The organism is Desulfosporosinus meridiei DSM 13257 (assembly GCF_000231385.2).
Taxonomy (GTDB): Bacteria; Bacillota; Desulfitobacteriia; order Desulfitobacteriales; family Desulfitobacteriaceae; genus Desulfosporosinus; species Desulfosporosinus meridiei.
Genome location: NC_018515.1, coordinates 2,932,493 through 2,949,946 on the forward strand (window position 1 = coordinate 2,932,493; position 17,454 = coordinate 2,949,946).

22 protein-coding genes are annotated in these 17,454 nt (G+C 39.9%); 8 read left to right on the plus strand and 14 right to left on the minus strand.

The features are described 5' to 3' along the window. Positions 1 to 5 precede the first annotated feature (5 nt). The gene (gene ilvE / locus DESMER_RS13480) at positions 6 to 887 is read right to left on the minus strand and encodes a branched-chain-amino-acid transaminase (RefSeq protein WP_085931681.1); all 882 of its coding nucleotides are present in this window, start codon (positions 885 to 887) and stop codon (positions 6 to 8) included. Between the two features lie 365 nt (positions 888 to 1,252). On the opposite strand from ilvE, the gene DESMER_RS13485 reads away from it, so the two are divergent. From DESMER_RS13485 to DESMER_RS13500, 4 genes are all read left to right on the plus strand, one after another. Further along, positions 1,253 to 2,545: a homoserine dehydrogenase gene (locus tag DESMER_RS13485; RefSeq protein WP_014903619.1), complete on the plus strand. Its 1,293-nt coding sequence runs from the start codon at positions 1,253 to 1,255 to the stop codon at positions 2,543 to 2,545. A 29-nt stretch (positions 2,546 to 2,574) separates the two neighbouring features. Then, a complete protein-coding gene (gene thrB, locus DESMER_RS13490; protein ID WP_014903620.1) occupies positions 2,575 to 3,474 on the plus strand; it encodes a homoserine kinase in 900 nt (299 codons plus the stop codon). Between the two features lie 78 nt (positions 3,475 to 3,552). Continuing rightward, positions 3,553 to 3,768 carry a hypothetical protein gene (locus DESMER_RS13495; RefSeq protein WP_014903621.1) on the plus strand — a complete coding sequence of 72 codons (216 nt, stop codon included), beginning with the start codon at positions 3,553 to 3,555 and terminating at the stop codon, positions 3,766 to 3,768. Positions 3,769 to 3,948: 180 nt separating this feature from the next. After that, entirely contained in the window at positions 3,949 to 4,272 is a 324-nt protein-coding gene (locus DESMER_RS13500; protein WP_014903622.1) for a hypothetical protein, read from the plus strand. 58 nt (positions 4,273 to 4,330) lie between these two features. Here DESMER_RS13500 and DESMER_RS13505 read toward each other — a convergent pair whose 3' ends face one another. Next, positions 4,331 to 5,257: an NAD(P)/FAD-dependent oxidoreductase gene (locus tag DESMER_RS13505; RefSeq protein WP_014903623.1), complete on the minus strand. Its 927-nt coding sequence runs from the start codon at positions 5,255 to 5,257 to the stop codon at positions 4,331 to 4,333. A 239-nt stretch (positions 5,258 to 5,496) separates the two neighbouring features. Between DESMER_RS13505 and DESMER_RS13510 the strand changes: the two genes are divergently transcribed. Then, positions 5,497 to 7,065, plus strand: coding sequence for an N-acyl-D-amino-acid deacylase family protein (locus tag DESMER_RS13510; protein ID WP_014903624.1), 1,569 nt, complete (start codon positions 5,497 to 5,499; stop codon positions 7,063 to 7,065). Between the two features lie 26 nt (positions 7,066 to 7,091). Here DESMER_RS13510 and thpR read toward each other — a convergent pair whose 3' ends face one another. The 4 genes from thpR to DESMER_RS13530 form a co-directional block, all read right to left on the minus strand. Further along, on the minus strand, positions 7,092 to 7,637 hold the full coding sequence (gene thpR / locus DESMER_RS13515) for an RNA 2',3'-cyclic phosphodiesterase (protein ID WP_014903625.1): 546 nt from the start codon (positions 7,635 to 7,637) through the stop codon (positions 7,092 to 7,094). 21 nt (positions 7,638 to 7,658) lie between these two features. Continuing rightward, on the minus strand, positions 7,659 to 7,922 hold the full coding sequence (locus DESMER_RS24465) for a YcxB family protein (RefSeq protein WP_242830983.1): 264 nt from the start codon (positions 7,920 to 7,922) through the stop codon (positions 7,659 to 7,661). A gap of 370 nt (positions 7,923 to 8,292) precedes the next feature. After that, positions 8,293 to 8,751: a GNAT family N-acetyltransferase gene (locus DESMER_RS13525; protein WP_014903627.1), complete on the minus strand. Its 459-nt coding sequence runs from the start codon at positions 8,749 to 8,751 to the stop codon at positions 8,293 to 8,295. 99 nt (positions 8,752 to 8,850) lie between these two features. Further along, entirely contained in the window at positions 8,851 to 9,465 is a 615-nt protein-coding gene (locus DESMER_RS13530) for a LysE family translocator (RefSeq protein ID WP_014903628.1), read from the minus strand. A gap of 320 nt (positions 9,466 to 9,785) precedes the next feature. Between DESMER_RS13530 and ilvD the strand changes: the two genes are divergently transcribed. Beyond that, on the plus strand, positions 9,786 to 11,441 hold the full coding sequence (gene ilvD / locus DESMER_RS13535; protein WP_014903629.1) for a dihydroxy-acid dehydratase: 1,656 nt from the start codon (positions 9,786 to 9,788) through the stop codon (positions 11,439 to 11,441). Positions 11,442 to 11,593: 152 nt separating this feature from the next. Here the strand turns inward: ilvD and DESMER_RS13540 are convergent, their stop codons facing one another. Both DESMER_RS13540 and def read right to left on the minus strand, forming a co-directional pair. Then, positions 11,594 to 12,070, minus strand: a complete 477-nt coding sequence (locus DESMER_RS13540; protein ID WP_014903630.1) for an MGMT family protein — start codon at positions 12,068 to 12,070, stop codon at positions 11,594 to 11,596. 16 nt (positions 12,071 to 12,086) lie between these two features. After that, on the minus strand, positions 12,087 to 12,542 hold the full coding sequence (gene def, locus DESMER_RS13545) for a peptide deformylase (protein WP_014903631.1): 456 nt from the start codon (positions 12,540 to 12,542) through the stop codon (positions 12,087 to 12,089). A 140-nt stretch (positions 12,543 to 12,682) separates the two neighbouring features. Here def and DESMER_RS13550 point away from each other — a divergent pair, with 140 nt between their 5' ends. Further along, the gene (locus DESMER_RS13550) at positions 12,683 to 13,249 is read left to right on the plus strand and encodes a DUF6143 family protein (RefSeq protein WP_014903632.1); all 567 of its coding nucleotides are present in this window, start codon (positions 12,683 to 12,685) and stop codon (positions 13,247 to 13,249) included. Between the two features lie 394 nt (positions 13,250 to 13,643). Here DESMER_RS13550 and DESMER_RS13555 read toward each other — a convergent pair whose 3' ends face one another. The 5 genes from DESMER_RS13555 to DESMER_RS13575 all read right to left on the minus strand — a co-directional run bounded on the left by DESMER_RS13555 (position 13,644) and on the right by DESMER_RS13575 (position 15,937). Further along, the gene (locus DESMER_RS13555; RefSeq protein WP_014903633.1) at positions 13,644 to 14,024 is read right to left on the minus strand and encodes a hypothetical protein; all 381 of its coding nucleotides are present in this window, start codon (positions 14,022 to 14,024) and stop codon (positions 13,644 to 13,646) included. Between the two features lie 111 nt (positions 14,025 to 14,135). Beyond that, positions 14,136 to 14,723, minus strand: a complete 588-nt coding sequence (locus DESMER_RS13560; RefSeq protein WP_242830984.1) for a PhzF family phenazine biosynthesis isomerase — start codon at positions 14,721 to 14,723, stop codon at positions 14,136 to 14,138. Between the two features lie 38 nt (positions 14,724 to 14,761). Next, positions 14,762 to 15,292 carry a hypothetical protein gene (locus DESMER_RS13565; RefSeq protein WP_014903634.1) on the minus strand — a complete coding sequence of 177 codons (531 nt, stop codon included), beginning with the start codon at positions 15,290 to 15,292 and terminating at the stop codon, positions 14,762 to 14,764. A gap of 257 nt (positions 15,293 to 15,549) precedes the next feature. Further along, the gene (locus tag DESMER_RS13570; RefSeq protein WP_014903635.1) at positions 15,550 to 15,741 is read right to left on the minus strand and encodes a hypothetical protein; all 192 of its coding nucleotides are present in this window, start codon (positions 15,739 to 15,741) and stop codon (positions 15,550 to 15,552) included. Then, positions 15,734 to 15,937 (minus strand): DUF362 domain-containing protein, encoded by a 204-nt coding sequence (locus DESMER_RS13575; RefSeq protein WP_014903636.1) that lies wholly within the window; start codon positions 15,935 to 15,937, stop codon positions 15,734 to 15,736. The genes DESMER_RS13570 and DESMER_RS13575 overlap by 8 nt, the downstream gene beginning before the upstream one ends. A gap of 273 nt (positions 15,938 to 16,210) precedes the next feature. Here DESMER_RS13575 and DESMER_RS13580 point away from each other — a divergent pair, with 273 nt between their 5' ends. Next, positions 16,211 to 16,435, plus strand: a complete 225-nt coding sequence (locus tag DESMER_RS13580) for a hypothetical protein (protein ID WP_014903637.1) — start codon at positions 16,211 to 16,213, stop codon at positions 16,433 to 16,435. Positions 16,436 to 16,512: 77 nt separating this feature from the next. On the opposite strand, the gene DESMER_RS13585 is transcribed toward DESMER_RS13580, so the two are convergent. Further along, positions 16,513 to 17,367 (minus strand): Mrp/NBP35 family ATP-binding protein, encoded by an 855-nt coding sequence (locus DESMER_RS13585; RefSeq protein WP_014903638.1) that lies wholly within the window; start codon positions 17,365 to 17,367, stop codon positions 16,513 to 16,515. Positions 17,368 to 17,454 lie beyond the last annotated feature (87 nt).

Consider the following 17,454-nt stretch of genomic DNA (forward strand, 5'->3'; position numbering starts at 1 on the left):
TGCTCTTACATGCAGTATATTTCAGGGCCGTTCACCTGGGTAAGAGCCCTAAACTCCTTCAGTAACTGTTTAAATATTGCACCTGGTTTCCCCAGCCCAATCTCACGTCCATCGACAATTCGAACTGGAATTAATTCAGCAGCTGTACCGGTTAGAAAGCACTCATCAGCAGTATACATATCATGACGAGTAAATAACATTTCCTTTACTTCTATATCTAAGTCTTGAGCAAGTTGTATTACAGTATTTCGGGTAATACCTTCTAGTATTCCTGCCGAAAGAGGCGGAGTGAGCAAAACATTATTACGGTAGATAAAAATATTATCCGCTGTCCCCTCTGCGACATAACCGTCTTGAGTGAGCATAATCGCTTCTATAACTCCCGCTTGAGTACATTCTATTTTAGCTAAAACATTGTTAAGATAATTAAGGGATTTGATTCTGGGATTTAAAGAATCCGGATTATTCCTTCTAATTGCAACGGTTTTCACATTTAGCCCTTGCTCATACATAGTTTGCTCAAAAAGCTTAATTTGTGCTGCTATACAAATAACCGTGGCATTCGAACAATTATTGGGGTCAAGTCCCAGATCTCCTTTTCCTCGTGAAACGACCAGGCGAATGTAGGCATCTTTTAAATCATTTTTGCGGAGTGTTTCCAGGACAACCTCAGCCATAGCTTCCTTATCGATCCCGATGCTAAGATTAATAGATTTAGCTGATTCATAAAGGCGTTTTAAATGTTCTTCTAATTTAAACACTCTACCGTGATATGCCCTAATCCCCTCAAAAATGCCGTCTCCATATAAAAAGCCATGATCAAAAACTGAAACTTTGGCATCTTCTTCAGCAACAAAAGAACCATTTAGATAAATGAGCATTCCTATATCCTCCACTCCTGTTGTTAGTAAAAGAAATTAAAAATCCCAAGCGTAGTCCCCTTAGCAACGTGGAACTTTCCGCTTGGGTTTTTTCTACCCACGGTGTAAACCCATTATGGATTCTGTACCGCTCGGACCAGTCAGGTTCTCCCTTAATAGAGAGTTACCTCGGAACCCTAGATACACTTCCTGTTATATTACATTTGTATCGAGAACTTTGTGTATATGATACAGAATACACTCCTCAGTGTCAACCCTAATTTCATAGAATTGTAGGAAATTCCTATAGAATTTCCTTGTCAAAGCTAGATAGTCCAAGGTATAATGTCCACTATGCAGATACATTTGTATTTCGAGAGGAGTGACTTATCATGTCCATTAAAATAGGTATATTAGGTCTAGGCACTGTAGGATGCGGTGTGGTACAAGTATTGCAACAAAATGCTAAAGATATACAGACCCGTACTCATTGCGATCTTCAGATAAAGGCAATCCTTGACCGTGACCTTCATCGTAAGCGAGATGTCAGCGGCGATTTTCTGCTGACAGATCAGCCCGAAGAAGTTCTCCATGATCCTGAAATAGACATTATTATTGAGGTAATGGGCGGTATCGAGCCTGCTCGAACCTTTATCCTAGAAGCTTTGAAACACGGAAAAAATGTGGTTACTGCTAATAAAGATCTTATAGCAGTTCACGGTCACGAATTGCTTGACGCAGCCAATGAAGCCGGGAAAGACTTGTATTTTGAAGCAAGTGTCGGAGGTGGAATTCCGATTATTGCAGCACTTAAAGAATCTCTTTCAGCCAATAAAATTACTCATTTACTTGGCATCATTAATGGCACGACCAACTATATTCTTACTGCAATGGCTGAACAGGGGCGTGAGTATGCGGAAGTTCTTGCCGAAGCCCAGCAACTAGGGTATGCCGAAGCCAATCCTTCATCTGATGTGGATGGCTTAGATGCTGCGCGTAAACTGGCTATTCTGGCTTCTATAGCCTTCAATTCGCGAGTTGCTCTTAATGACGTCTTTGTAGAGGGCATTTCAAAAATTACTCGTGAGGACTTAACCTACGCTGCTGAACTGGGGTGTACAATTAAGCTTTTAGCTGTGGCTAAACATCAGGATGAAGGAATTGAGGTTCGCGTTCACCCGGCTATATTGCCTCTCACCCATCCCCTTGCTTCAGTAAATGGTGTTTTTAACGCTATTTATGTCGTTGGAGATGCTGTTGGGGAAACAATGTTTTATGGGCGCGGTGCTGGTTCATTGCCTACGGGGAGTGCAATCGTCTCGGATGTTATGCGCATTGCCCGCAATCTCAAATCGAATTCCATGTCTTCAATTAATTGTACTTGTTACCTGGACTTACCTCTCAAATCCTCCTCAGATTTTTATACTGCCTTTTATATACGTCTGCTTGTCAAAGACGAACCCCGTGTCCTGGCAACTCTGGCTTTACTTTTTGCTGAAGCGAACATTAGCTTTGCTTCCATTATCCAAAAACAACGAGGTAAGGATCAGGCAGAAATAGTCCTGGTAACTCACCCTTGTCGTGAAGGTGCACTCCAGGAGGCCCTGGATTCTGTTAAGGCCTACAGCAAAGTCCTTAGCATTGATAACGTTATCCGTTTTGAAAAAGATTATCCAGAATCATAATATCCCAATTCTTTTAAGGGAGGAATATGATGTTGCAAGTTAAGATACCAGCCACTTCTGCCAATCTCGGACCTGGATTTGATTGTTTGGGCATGGCTCTTCAGTTATACAATAGAATTACAGTAGAAACCAACCGACCTTTTAGAATTACTTTATCAGGCTCTTACAAAGAGGGCATCCCAACGGATGATACTAACCTGGTCTGGAAAACTATGTGCCATTTTTGGGATCTCATTAATTACCCTATCCCTAATCTCGACTTAACCTTTGAAAACTTCATTCCTCCTGCCAGAGGTTTAGGAAGTAGTTCAGCTGCCATTGTCGGAGGACTCGTGACCGCCAACACTTTAGCAGGATCTCCTTACACAAAGTTAGAGCTTCTTCAGGTAGCCAACGCTCTTGAAGGGCACCCTGACAATGTTACTCCGGCTTTATATGGAGGAGTTACTTTATCAGTTTCTACTGAAAACGGAGTACTTCCAAGAATTCTAACTCAGTCTCCTAACTTTAAAGCAGTTGTGACTATCCCCAATATGCACCTAAACACCAAAAAAGCGCGTGGGATCTTACCGGATCAGGTACATCGTAAGGATGCCGTTTTTAATATCTCCCACGTCTCCTTACTTACTGAAGCTTTTATTCGAGGAGACTATTCTCTCTTAAAAGAAGGTATGCGTGATACACTTCACCAAAATCAACGCGCTGCTCTAATTCCCGGATTACTGGAAACACTTGAAGCAGCTCTCGAAACAGGTGCCTATGGCTCTGCCTTAAGTGGATCCGGCCCAACGCTGTTGGCCTTAATCCCGGATAACCTCGAAAAAGATGTTCCTTTAAGCATGACGAAGGCGTTAGAGCGGCATGGAATAAACGCCACGGCTTTGGTTCTGGATATCGATACCAGCGGGGCATTCACTTCCTTAATCTAGGTAACACTTGTACTATTCCCTCATAACTTATAGTAAGACCAGCCTATCGGCAGTCAATAAAAAATGGGGGGACATGAAATGTCAGATTTAGTTATCTCGGATGAACGAACCTGTGTTAAACCCTGCCCTAAACCCTGCCCTAACCCCTGCTCTAATGATGGAATAAGTATGTTAATAGGTGCTTTTATTGCCGGAATCGGTCTCTTTCTCATTGGTTCTCCAACATCCGGCGCAGTTACTACCATCGTAGGATTTATTCTTTTCCTCATAGGAGTTATTCTTTTCACCCTTTAAGTACCAGTCCATTGGCATACTGAGGCCGATGTCAACGATGAGTTCGCTGACATCGGCCTCTTTGCGTGGAAAAACAGTTACAAACCATATTTGCTGATTGTATAAACAATCGAAGATAATTTTACATATTATAATTAGTAAATAATGGATTTAATTATTGTTAGAAAGGAGCAAATTCCTATGAATAGAGACTATCATTCAATTAAGCTATTCAAGAAAAATAGGGTAGATAGCACAGATTACGAGCCGCCGGTAAAAGAAGACTCTTCAAACACAGAGCACAAAAAACTACCGGAACTCGTCATTCAACCCTTGGAGTCAAAAGAAAGGGAAAACAGTTCAACAATTTCCGAACTGCCTCCTCTTCTGCCAAGCATCTCAACAATAGCCCAGACCCTACTGGGGGTATTCACAGAAAACCGTAATAACTCTCCTCTCAACTTATTAAAAAACAAAGATGTTCTAAGCTGGCCAATATGGTCAATATTCAAAAGTCCTAAATAGTTATTGGAACGACTAAAGCCGCTGTTTGCTATCATCTGCATCCAACGGCTTTAATCGATTAGTGGATTGGTACCACCTCATTAGAGGTTTGATCAACAGGATTCGTAGATTTTAAGCTATCTAAATATTTTACTGCCTGCAAAGCAGCCGTTCCTCCTTCTCCGGCTGCCTTAATCAATTGATACGGCTGCCCTGTACAGTCTCCTGCTGCAAATAACCCCGGCATACTTGTCTCTAATTTATGATTAACCTTAATCGCCGAGTCCTCCATTTCAAGACCGGAGATTAGTTGTTCTGCAGGTAAGGTATCACGTAAGATAAAGACGCCCTCAACCTCCAATTGTTCATTCCCAAGGTCAAGCTTTTCCACCTTTTGATTCCCAATGATTTCTTTAACCTTACCCTTTTTAATCTCAACTCGGGAATCAACTTTAACAATATCAGTGTAATAGGGGATATAGTAAACTTTCGAACAAATATTCACCATATAATTTGCTTCATCTTCCCCTTCTTGATTATAGGAAATAATAGCAACTTGTTTATCCTTGTAAAGAGGTCCATCACAAGTAGCACAATATCCTACCCCACGGCCTAATAATTCAGCTTCTCCCGAAAATAGCTTTTCCGCGGATACCCCTGTGGCAATAATCACGGAATCCGCCTCAAAGGATTGATCTTTGCCCATAAGCGTATAAGGCGGCCCGGGATAAATATTTGTCACTTTAAAATATTTAATGGGAATGTCTTTTTCCATTACGTGATCCAGGAAGCGCTGACGAAGTTCCTCGCCCCCTATTTCTGGGGTTCCAAGCCAGTTGTCAACTTGTGGGGCTTTGGAGAGTTTGGGACTACACACTTCAGATCCAAGTAAAACAAAATCTCGATTCCGAATCTTAGCATTAAGAGCTGCAGATAAGCCTGCTGGTCCACAACCGATAATGGCTAATTCGTAGTGTTCTTTTAAACCATTGAGTTCTTCAGACATCAAAATTTCCTCCTTTTTGCGTTACAATATGTCGTGCATAGTGTTCCCCGAATTATGTTAATACATATAACACAAAGAGATATTTTGACCTCAATAAGGTTTTTTAAAGAATTGCATTTTCCAGAAACCCTCCGTTGACGGTAATTGGTCAGAATAATATAATACAGCCAAGATCAGTGTCAGCGTAAAACTAGCTGAGGAGTAATTAAGATAATGATACGAATAAAGATGATTATAGAATGAAATGTGAGCTCTTAATAACTAATGGAATAATAATTGATGGTACAGGAAGGCCAGCATATAATGGCGATCTCGCTGTCAATAAAGGAAAAATCATTGCAATCTCCCCCCTAATAAATTGCCAAGCCGATAGAATTATTAACGCTGCCGGCTTAACCGTCTGTCCGGGATTCATTGATCCTCACGTCCATGAGGAGCTTACAGTTTTACAAAGCAGTATATTCGAAGAGTATTTGCGTCAAGGAGTTACTACCATAATTAACGGTAACTGTGGCCATTCTATAACTCCCTATTCTGCAGATAATATTTATAGCTACATGGTAAAAAAAGGGCTCATTTCGCATCAGACAAAAGAGCGAAATAAGCTTAACGTTCCTTCCTGGACAAACTTTTCCGGCTATATAGATATTGTCAAGAACAAGGGTTCAAATTTGAACATGGGGTTTCTCCTAGGACATGGCACTATTAAATGGAGTATTATGGGCGATACAAAAAATAGAAAAATGTCCGGCAAAGAAGAAACTAAGATTGTTAGTCTACTTGAAGAGGGTATGGAGCAAGGGGCTTTAGGACTATCTACAGGTCTAACCTATAGCCCGAGCAAATATGCCGATACTGATGAAATTGTCAAATGTGCTAAAGTAGTGCAAAAATATGATGGCATATATACCTCTCATATCCGAAGCTATTTAGGTACCCTGGAAGCAGTAAAAGAAGCAATCCAAATTGGAACCGCTGCAGGTATACGGGTACAGGTATCCCATCTAACCCCAAACTGTCCGGAAGGATTTGATGAGATATTAAACGCCCGCCAAAATGGATTAGAGATAGCTGTCGATACTATTCCTAAAAGCAGTGGGCATTTTCGACGTAAGGACAGATTGTTTCAGTATTTAACGACAAAAGAGTTTCTAACTTCTGAAGAAAAACAAAGGTTAGTAAAAAGATTATACTCTAAGGAGAATCTAGCCCTTGTAAACACTGGTATCCCTAACCTGGAAAATCGGACTCTGAAAGAAATCGCTTTAGAACGTATGATCAGTGTCGATGAGCTCATCCTAGAACTATTAAATAATGACCGTAAAGAAATTACCTTCTGTCAGGGCGGACTCATTCGAAAGGATTTTCCCGGAACACCTTATGCCGAGAATATAGCCCAAAACCCGTATTTGATGGTGGGCTCAGATAAGGTAAATGGAGAAATAGACGATCCCTTTGCCTGGTACGAACTGTATCGAAAGGGTGCCTTTCCGATTTTTATTAATTTGTGCAGAGAAAGCGGTATCAAACTTGAGGAGATTATTCGTAGGATTACCTCTTTGCCGGCAGAACATTTTCGTTTTAGTAATAGAGGGACACTTAGCCCTGGGAAAGCTGCTGATATCACGATTATTGATATCAATAATTACAATTATCCTACCGATAATGAAATCGACTATAAAACCCCCTTGACAGAATGCAAAGGGGTTAAGTATACAATTGTTAACGGCAGAGTAGCCTTAAATGATGGGATTATAGAGCATACTAATTCCGGCCAACTATTATCGAGAAATAGTCAGGTGTTATGAAAAAGCAAAATTATATTAGAGCACGATTAGGTTCCTAATCGTGCTTTAAATACATCCGTATAGACTCTCTTCCCGCGGATAGCCTTACTCTCAAACAGAACAATTTCAGATACTAAAAAATCACCAATTTTTCTTGACAAAGCATCTTGCATTGCAGGGTTGTCACAATTAGGTCGTGATGCCAAGGTAATATGGGGTTTAAATTGGCGTTCTTCTACTCTAAAACCCCTATCCTTCAGCTGGATATGCAGATCATTCCTTACTTTATGAAGTTGATCTAAATCTCCATTGACCGCTGTCCATAAAGTATGCGGCCTCTTAAAAGACGGAAATGCACCTAAACCAATAATATTCAAATCAAAAGGGGTAGAATCCCTGGCAACCTGGGAGATTACTTCGGACAGTGTTATAACTTTATCCGGGTCTATTTCCCCTAAAAATTCTAAGGTAATATGAAAGTTATCCTGGGATTTGAAGAACCCGCTAACTCCACGAGCTCTTAGCTCAGACTGAAATTCAACAAGGGCTTCTTTAAGTTGAACAGGCAAATCAACCCCGATAAATAATCTCATAGATCTACTCCTTAAGAATAATTAGTTGTTTGATTTTGCCTTTTGTTTTAACAATCCCAATACTTCATTCTTTTTATCCAGATTTTCAAAAATTCTATTTGGGATAATATGTGCTGAATTCGCATTTACATATACATAAATATGTTCTTTGTCTTCAACAATATCATGTATTTCAGTATATTGAGTCTTTGCTTCACTATTCTCACTTATATCAACGATCCCCGTGTTCGATAGGGTTAAGTCGTGTCTTCCTATTACACTTTTGTTTTTACCTTGTTCCAGCATCCTTGAAATTTTCCTTGTGACAATCTTTCTTATCCGTTTCGGGTAAAATGCAACCCAATATAAATATAATAATATACAAACAGTTAGCCAATACCCTAAGGGTATCGTACTGAAGTTTCTCAGGATAAAGGGTAAAATTAGAAAGGATAGCGAGAGAATATACCGTTGTATAAAAAACGACCTCCTAGACAATTTAGAATAGGTAATATGGAAAATATTAAAGTCAATTAGATCCTGCTTATTCAGTTCATACTTTAAATTCATAGTCGACTCCCTTCAATCTCCCAGTAGTTGCCATTCTTTATGAATGACTTAGGTTAAGAATCATTCAGTCACCCAATAGTCTTCCATAATTTTGAAAAATTCAGACTCAATCAATTTTCTGATCGTCAGGATTCGTTAGTTTCTTTTTATAACCTATATGAGTTTTAGGATCATATCCTGCAGATTCATAAAATTTACAAGCATCAATCCTGTTACGATCAGTCACTAGAATTATCTGAGAACAGTTCTTTTCAATGCCCTTTTTTTCTAACTCTGCAATCAGTAGTTTGCCAACTCCATTATTTCTACAACACTCATCAACAATCATATTTTCCAACACCATAAAGGGCCGGCAATCTCCATATATCTCCCCACAGATCACTCCCATTACAGAACCCATTAACTGATTGCCTTCAACTGCACTAAGCATAATGTGGGAACCACTTTTTTGTAATTTCTTAAGCCCTTCATACATCTTTTCAATGCGTGATTCTTCATTCCAAAACTGTTTATATAACTGTGCTAACTGTGGAATATCTTCGGTAATCATTTCACGAACAATCATACACAACCTCCCGTATTAGAAATTATGAATAAAAGTGGTCACAGCAATAAACTCTTACTCAACACTGGAATTATGCCTTGTTGAAAGAATTCAATTGCTTTATTTCCAAGTCATCAGTGCTATTAGGCCAAAAACAATAATGATTAACCCTGATACCCGATTGACCCATAATAATCTGGAGGCACTAAATCGTTTCCGAAATACGTTTATCGTAAAACTTAAGAGCATCCACCACGAGCCCGACCCGAGAAACACTCCCAAGACTAAGCTAAATGAAGAAAGATAACTAGATTTATTCGTCCCAAGACCTAATCCAGCAAAAACCCCCACAAAGGCAATAATGGTCATAGGATTGGTAAGCGTAAGTAAAAATGTTGAAAGGTAATTGCCTAATAAACCGTAATTATTGACTAAAGTTGGATTTTCAGCCGGTCTTTTAATAAACGTTCGAATTCCGAGATAGCATAAAAACATCCCGCCAACTATCCTCAGCCATGCTTGGTGCCCTATTAGAAAGCTTGTGACCACAGTTAATCCCAACCCTGCTATCATACCATAAGCAGCATCTGCTGTCGCAGCACCAAGCCCAGACAAAAATCCTGACATCCTCCCATATTCCAAAGTACGTCTAATACACAAAATGCCTATTGGGCCAACCGGCGCGGCAATAGAAAATCCCAAAATGAATCCTTTTAGAAAAAAGTTTATTTCCACTATGCTCTAATCCTCTCGCACCGGATAGATTAACAACGATCCCTACTACTTAACTCCTTAAGCCACAATAAATGAAGTGTTTTTAAGGTGAACCTTCCTTTAATTATGTTCTTGAAACAATCCCGAATTTCCTTTAATATTATAAACTTTGGCCAACTGTATTTTGATTGAGCTATACTGCATTTCTTAATTTCAGATCTTATGTCTTAGGTTTTATAGTATTATCGCTTTATTGTTTTATTGTTTTTTAAGTTATAGACATTGGACATCATACAATCTATAATATAATCATACAGCAAGAATGAAAGGGTGTTTAAATAATGAATAGTGCTGCAGTAACCAGAACTTCGCCACACCGTGCATTATTAAATGCGTTGGGTTTAACCAACGAAGAAATGGAACGTCCCTTAATCGGTATAGTTAGTTCTAAAAACGACATTGTTCCCGGTCATATGAATCTCGATAAAATTGTTGACGCAGTTAAGTTAGGGGTCGCTATGGCTGGCGGAACCCCCCTTGTTTTCCCTGCGATTGCTGTCTGTGACGGACTTGCTATGGGGCATCAAGGAATGAAATATTCCCTTGTTACTAGAGAATTAATTGCCGACTCTACTGAAGCCATGACATTGGCTCATGCCTTTGACGCTTTAGTGATGGTTCCAAACTGTGATAAGAATGTTCCCGGATTGTTAATGGCTGCAGCAAGACTAAATATCCCCACTATATTTGTCAGTGGTGGCCCTATGCTTGCCGGTAAAGTAGATGGTCATAAAATTAGCTTTTCTAATGTCTCGGAAGCTGTCGCCGAATTTCAAGCAGGAAAAATCACCAAAGAAAAACTACTGGAATACGAAAATAAGGGTTGCCCTACTTGTGGCTCCTGCTCCGGAATGTATACAGCTAACAGCATGAATTGCCTCACCGAAGTCTTAGGGATGGGGTTAAAGGGTAATGGAACCATCCCGGCAGTTTATTCTGCACGGATTCAACTGGCTAAGCACGCCGGCATGCAAATCATGGAACTGCTGAAAAAGAATATTCGTCCAAAAGATATTATGACTAAAGAAGCCTTCGAAAACGCCTTAACCTTAGATATGGCCTTGGGCTGCAGCACTAACAGTATGCTGCATCTTCCGGCAATTGCTCACGAATGCGGAATTGAATTAAATCTCGATATTGCTAACGACATCTCTGACAAAACGCCCAACCTTTGCCATCTGGCACCGGCAGGGCATAACTTTATTGAAGAACTCGATGAAGCCGGTGGAATCTACGCAGTCATGAATGAATTGAATAAACTCGGTTTGGTTAATACAGATTTGCTTACCTGTTCCGGAAAAACTGTGGGAGAAAACATTTCGGGCTGCGTGAATAAAAACTCTGAGATTATCAGGCCCGTGGAAAACCCTTACAGTAAGACCGGTGGGATTGCTGTACTAAAGGGGAATTTAGCCCCTGATTCCTGTGTTGTCAAGCGCTCAGCCGTGGCCCCGGAAATGTTGAAGCACCAAGGCCCGGCAAGAGTATTCGACTGTGAAGAAGATGCTATGGAAGCTATCAACTCGGGGAAAATTGTCCCTGGAGATGTTGTCGTAATCCGCTATGAAGGTCCGAAAGGCGGCCCGGGCATGAGGGAAATGTTAAATCCTACTTCAGCAATCATGGGGCGTGGCCTGGGGGAAAGTGTCGCTCTAATTACTGATGGACGATTTAGCGGTGCAACCAGGGGGGCGGCTATTGGTCATGTTTCTCCTGAAGCAGCCGTTGGGGGTAATATTGCCTTGATCGAAGAGGGCGATATGATTCAAATTGACATTATGGCTAACACTATTAATTTCGCCATTAGTGACACAGAACTTGAAAAACGCAGAGCAGTTTGGAAGCCGAGAAAACCTAGAATCACCAGCGGATACTTGGCAAGATATGCAGCTTTAGTAACCTCAGGAAACAGAGGCGCAATTTTAGAATACAATTAATAATAGTTTTAATTAAAGCTACCACCTTAGGTGGTAGCTTTTGTCATTCTTTAGAGCCAGTTCTAATACCTTATTTATTACCATCTCGCCTGTTTCCTCTTGAACTCATTGACTTACCGAAAACATAGATGATATTGGAAATGTCCTAATAGTCATGAAAACTTAAATAGCGCCTTCTCAAAATCTTTTACAAAGCAGCGCTTGCCTTTCTTGATTACCTCATGCCCTTCCATCTCTAATAACATTTTCTGCTGGTCAATTCCCCCGGGGTATTTGTCATTTAATTCCCCACCTTTTTTCAAGGTGCGCCAGTAAGGAGTTATATCCTTGCCTCCCAAAGCTTCGCGTTCTTGTGAGGCATTTGCTGCAATATTGATAAAAATTCCTGCAGTAAGATGACAAGTAAAGTCAGCCTCATGCTTCAGAGCTAAGTAATTTCTAATTCCATCGGAAGTAATAACCTTCCCCTCCGGGATCCTTTTCATTACCTCGTCATATTCCTTGGGAGCTGCGATAAGCATGTTTCCGCATCCAAAACCCTTAGCCATCTTATTATCAATACCTATGAATTCAATCTTGGGCAAGTCCCCAGAACTATTAAGTTTTTCGTTGAAAGACTTTCTGGCCATATCCACCCCTCCACAACTATCTTTTTACATACTCGGTAACCAAATCCGTAAAAAGGACTCCTTCCAAATGATCTATTTCATGACAAAAGCATTTTGCTAAATCTCCTGTACCAGTTAAGCTTATTTCCTCGCCATTTTCATTCAACGCCTGAACCGTTACTTTTGCGGGCCTTATTAACTTTCCGTAAATATTAGGAATGCTTAAGCACCCCTCAATCACCTTTTGTTCTCCTTCTTGCTCAATTATTCTTGGGTTGACCAACTTAATCAGACCTTGTCCCATATCTATTACAACCAATCTTTTTAATAATCCTACTTGGGGGGCAGCTAGGCCTGCTCCATTCCCGGCATTATACATTGTTTCCGCCATATCATCTAATATTTGTCTGATTTTCTCATCTACTATCTGAACTTCTTTACTTTTCTTTCTTAAAATTTCATTATCATAAAGTACAATTTGTCTTAAAGCCATTTACAGTTCACCTCTATGGTTAATTTGTTTTGTATTGAGTACTTATTGTTAATTTTAATCTCTTAAATTAATCCTAAATAGAACCATTTTGTCCAAGCCCAATATAATAAAGTAGTAACTATTTAAAAGGGGTGTGTGTGATGACAGATTTTATGGAATCAATTTTCCTTCCCAAAAGGCCGCTTGAAGTGGTGAGCATCCCCAATACACTATCAAAATCTCTCCAGGGTAAATATTTTGTCGGACAGACAGAATCCTTAACCTTTAGCAATACAACAAATGCTTGGGGCGCTTTAGTAAACCCAAACAACTCCGGAATAAATTTGTTTGCTAATGTCTATACCATTTCCAATTTTACGGACAAACCATTCTTAGTACAACTATGGTTTAATACAGATCCACCCGGGATTGGAGCCCCTTCAACTAAGGTCAGTCCTGCTAACACTGCGTTAATCCCACATCCGGTACCAAAAGTGGATGTGAAGTTTAACCAAAATGTCACTGGAGTTCCGGTTGGCGGTATTAATGTCTTTGACCGAATAGTTTCTCCTGGCGCAACCCTGGTCAGTGAAGAGGACGGAAAGTTAATCTTCCCCTCCGGAGGTAATTTAGTGCTTTTTCTAACCTCCCCGGGATCGGTGCCAATGACATTTTCGGCCATAGTGGCCTTTGGGTGGTGGGAAGAGAAAGTGAAGCATTGTAAGTAATAGTTTAAGGGAACTAAGAACTAAATTGGACGAAGAACTAATTGTTAAGTCATTAATTAGGGCTTGCTAATTTATCGCAAAGCTAAACTTTGCAAGGGTTTTCGGGTAGTGTTTTAATAAATATGTGCATGGAAAGCCATCCTTTGACGCCAAAACCGTGCACTTAGAGTAAATCAAATGGTGCATCGATGCACCATTTGCCCTCTCGGTTTGGACAAAGATGCTTACCAACAGTAATAGTGCAAGCAATCCCTATTATATATAACCATGCCGAATCCATCAGCCTCTGGTTAGCAAGCCCTAAATAGAACATTTGAAAGGTTGAAGACACCGTCGCCCTTCCTTAGTTCTTAGTTCTTTTTTATTTCTAAGCAAATCTTAAGATGAAATATCACTACAATCCAATTTTTCCTCTAATTAGTTCCACACCATTTAAGCCTATACAAAAGGCTAATGTCCATATCAACCAATCAATTTCAGTATAGTCGCCATAAACAACATACCACAATGCTAGCAAACCGAGAAGAATTGGTAAGAGTATATTCGCCAAAAACAGAACTCCTGAGATTACCTGATCGTTTGGGATACTCTTCGTTTTCCGGTCAGGAAAAATCAGACAAATTATGACTGCGATAGCCAATCCAAGAATAGGTGCTTTAAAAAAGACTTTTACTACCCATGACATAGGATAATTTAATATTCCATGACAAAAGAAAGCTAAATAAACTACGGTACCAAAGATGATTGATAAAATCCTCCCTTTCCCTACAGACATTTATTCACCCTCACTTTCAACAAACTCTGAAGGGCTCTATATTAATTTACATTGATCTTAAAGGCATTAGTCAACTGAATGGGAATCGTCCCAATAACTTGATAGTGTTTTTTAAATTTTAATTTCTGTTTTAAAGACAATAACCGCTTTCCCGCCAATTTTGACTTGTTCTGGCTCGCCCTTCTGTAAACGAACCGTCACGTTTACCAGACCGCTTCGTCCTATTGCGTACCCTTGCTCACCCGTGAAAGAAAAGCTTGAGTTATTATGGTTAACCAAGCCATGTTTAACTAAATATGCTCCAAGAGGACCGTTTGCGTTTCCTGTCACCGGATCTTCGTTAACCCCAATAGCAGGTGCAAACATTCTTCCATGAGTCAAAATATCCTTGTCTTCTGTATCCAAAGTGAAAACAAAAAAGCCGTTGCAGTTAATCATTTTGCTAATTTGAGCTAATGTTAACAAATTTGGAGATAACCGGTTCAATCTTTGTCGGGTTTTAATTCCAATCATAACTTTGGAATGTCCTGTTGAGACGATTTGAATTGGGCAACGTTGATCTAGTTCATCCTCTCTTAATCCTAGGGCATTAATAATATCCTCTCGATTCTTTACCGCAAGTTGTGGATAGAACTCAACTTTGCCTTGAGTCATCATTATAGAATAGTCATTACTTTCTTTAAAGATTTCAACTGGCAAAACCCCAATTCCAATCTTCTGGATCACGGTTGAAGAGCTTAGGTTATAAGAGATTGCCTCCGCGGGCTATCATCACCTTTGACTGCTCTTAAACTCAATATCGTTTTACTAATTATAAACGATGCAATATACGGAAAGGCTCCTGCCATGATAACGAAGTGTGCCAGTTGGTAAGGCGGTCTATTCCATATATCATAAGTATTTCTTTTTGAGATTAAGGAGCTTAAGCAAGACTCAAGTATACCCTGTGGCAGCACTTCAACTAAGGCAAAGAGAAACATTGAAATTAGCACTACTATTCCAGTCACAAAGTTCATGGAAAAGTCTACTTTTTTGTAATCCCCATTTAACGCCGGAAAAACCCATACACTTAAAAATGCTGACGCTGTTAAGACGATCAGAGCTATGTAATGGTAAAAATCCAGATTGACAGTTTGTATCTGGTTAATCATCATCACCATACTTGCCAAGGGTAGTAGAGAGAGGATCAATATATAGGTTAAAAGTTTTAGAGGGGTTTTCGATAGGTACCCTGATATAAATATAATCAGACCATCTAGAACTATCATCTTTTGCCTCCAATTAATATCTCTATTTCCATTTTCTTCGGGAATGGAACCAACGCCGGTACGTCCCCTTTGATATTTGATGTACGCAGAAATCAAATTCCCTTATTAGTTTCCTTTCTTCTAATCAAATTCCTGTCTATAATTTATTAATTCTAATTCAACAAAACAATTACATTTCCTTTATGCCATTCCAGTTAATCCCTAAATCTCAGTATAAAAAAGCCTCCATTGCTGAAGGCCAAATAGACTTAACTTATTCAGGGCTTTTCATGGATCCCGTTCGGGAAATTTTTAAGCATATGTAGCAACTGCTCCCGTTCCTCTTCTAAATCCTCTCGCTCAGCTACCAACTTTGGCTGCACCGAATGATAAGGCCAGCGTGCTTTTAAATCTGCCAGTTTTTCCTCTACATGGTCAAGTTTTGTTTGCAGCTCTTCCCTCTTATCCATTGTTTTTTTTCAACTCCTCTGACGCTCTAAAGGTGATTGCGCCATGCATGCAAGATTCCATACAAGCTTCACATTCAATGCAAACCGTTGGATCTACAACTGCAAGGTGTGAAAACATTGTGATCGCTTCAATGGGGCAGGAGTTAACACAACGTTTGCATCCCCGGCAAAGCTTTTCCAAAATAAATGCAGCCATGGACTCTAACCCCTCTCCTGTCTAGTCAAGGAAATCTCTCGTTTTCTCAATTAGCAAGCTGCTCAGCTAAAGCGGTGAGAAGCTATGCTTAAGTTTAACAATTAAGGACAACCCCTATATACCCCGGAGTGGTACATAATTCTAATATATTCGCCTCATTCCCATTTGTCAACCCTAGGAAAAAGTTCTGAGTTCAGTCGCAAATCCGACATAACTAGTTTTTAAATTGTAATATAATCAGATAACTAAGACAAGGGGGGGAGATTTGTTTCTATGAACATTTCCGAATTAAGCTTCGAAGATTTGAACACAAAGTTACAACTATTTTTAGATGAGCTAGAAGAATTAGAGGAAGAACGAAGTTTTGTCCTAAAGCAAACCGGCTTACATCTCCCGGGACATACAGTGAAGAAGTATGAAGCCGAAATTCAATCTCTTAAAAGTTCTATCGAAAAAGTAAAGTCTGAACTAGTTCTACGAATATCAAATGTACCCTAAAAAACACAAGTGGGCGCCGAAAGCAAAAGGGATTGTAACAACTAGATAGTTGCTACAATCCCTTGTTCACTGTTCAATTAGGCTAGATTCTTATCACTTGATAATTTAATCTGTTCAGCTAAGCTGCGAGCAATCTGATCAAAATCAGCGGACTGATAGTCTTCAATTTTACCATCATCTGATAATGTTGCAAGTGCCGGGTCGAGTGGCAAGGAGCCCAAGAAAGGAATACCAGTACGCTTTGCTTCTTCCTCTCCTTGAGGTTTTCCAAATACCTCTATCTTTTTGCTGCAATCCGGACATTGCACATAAGCCATATTTTCAACCAGCCCATAAATGGGAGGTTCATAATTTCTAACCATCTTGATAGCTTTCCGTACTACCATATTAGCCAAAGCTTGAGGACTTGTTACCATCACAACCCCATTAATCGGCAGAGATTGGAATAACGTGATTGCCACATCGCCTGTGCCAGGAGGCATGTCAATTAAAAGATAGTCTAACTCTCCCCAAATAACATCCTTCCAAAACTGATTAACTACTTGAGTGATCAGTGGCCCTCTCAAAATTACAGGATCATCTTCGTTTTCAATCATAAGGTTGAGCGACATGACTTTAATCCCGCCACGACTGGTTGGTGCAATAATCCCACCTTGGCTTGCGCCAGCCCGCTCCTTAATTCCAAAAATCTTTGGAATACTTGGTCCGGTTATGTCCGAGTCAAGAATTCCTACTTTAAATCCTTGTCGCATTAGGCTTACTGCTAACATACTGGTTACAGAAGATTTTCCAACTCCACCCTTACCGCTCATAACCGCAATGACTTTCTTAACGTTGCTGGCTTTCTGAGCCTTGGTTAATTGGGGCGCACTGGAACAAGTTTCTGTGTTGCATGAACCAGCTGCAGCACAGCTATTACATGATTCGCTCACTTTACTACCTCCAATTTTATTACTAAATTATTGCTCGCTCTTAGAGAAATGTCGCCAAAAATTATCTTACTCCCCAAAATCTTCATT

Coding starts and splice junctions, on each gene's coding strand:
- ilvD (WP_014903629.1), top strand. CDS start 9,786: ATGAATAGTGCTGCAGTAACCAGAACTTCGCCACACCGTGCATTATTA.
- DESMER_RS13485 (WP_014903619.1), top strand. CDS start 1,253: ATGTCCATTAAAATAGGTATATTAGGTCTAGGCACTGTAGGATGCGGT.
- DESMER_RS13495 (WP_014903621.1), top strand. CDS start 3,553: ATGTCAGATTTAGTTATCTCGGATGAACGAACCTGTGTTAAACCCTGC.
- DESMER_RS13540 (WP_014903630.1), bottom strand. CDS start 12,070: ATGGCCAGAAAGTCTTTCAACGAAAAACTTAATAGTTCTGGGGACTTG.
- DESMER_RS13550 (WP_014903632.1), top strand. CDS start 12,683: ATGACAGATTTTATGGAATCAATTTTCCTTCCCAAAAGGCCGCTTGAA.
- DESMER_RS13580 (WP_014903637.1), top strand. CDS start 16,211: ATGAACATTTCCGAATTAAGCTTCGAAGATTTGAACACAAAGTTACAA.
- thrB (WP_014903620.1), top strand. CDS start 2,575: ATGTTGCAAGTTAAGATACCAGCCACTTCTGCCAATCTCGGACCTGGA.
- DESMER_RS13555 (WP_014903633.1), bottom strand. CDS start 14,024: ATGTCTGTAGGGAAAGGGAGGATTTTATCAATCATCTTTGGTACCGTA.
- def (WP_014903631.1), bottom strand. CDS start 12,542: ATGGCTTTAAGACAAATTGTACTTTATGATAATGAAATTTTAAGAAAG.
- DESMER_RS13570 (WP_014903635.1), bottom strand. CDS start 15,741: ATGGATAAGAGGGAAGAGCTGCAAACAAAACTTGACCATGTAGAGGAA.
- DESMER_RS13575 (WP_014903636.1), bottom strand. CDS start 15,937: ATGGCTGCATTTATTTTGGAAAAGCTTTGCCGGGGATGCAAACGTTGT.
- DESMER_RS13505 (WP_014903623.1), bottom strand. CDS start 5,257: ATGTCTGAAGAACTCAATGGTTTAAAAGAACACTACGAATTAGCCATT.
- DESMER_RS13525 (WP_014903627.1), bottom strand. CDS start 8,751: ATGATTGTTCGTGAAATGATTACCGAAGATATTCCACAGTTAGCACAG.
- thpR (WP_014903625.1), bottom strand. CDS start 7,637: ATGAGATTATTTATCGGGGTTGATTTGCCTGTTCAACTTAAAGAAGCC.
- DESMER_RS13510 (WP_014903624.1), top strand. CDS start 5,497: ATGAAATGTGAGCTCTTAATAACTAATGGAATAATAATTGATGGTACA.
- DESMER_RS13500 (WP_014903622.1), top strand. CDS start 3,949: ATGAATAGAGACTATCATTCAATTAAGCTATTCAAGAAAAATAGGGTA.
- DESMER_RS13565 (WP_014903634.1), bottom strand. CDS start 15,292: ATGATAGTTCTAGATGGTCTGATTATATTTATATCAGGGTACCTATCG.
- DESMER_RS24465 (WP_242830983.1), bottom strand. CDS start 7,922: ATGCTGGAACAAGGTAAAAACAAAAGTGTAATAGGAAGACACGACTTA.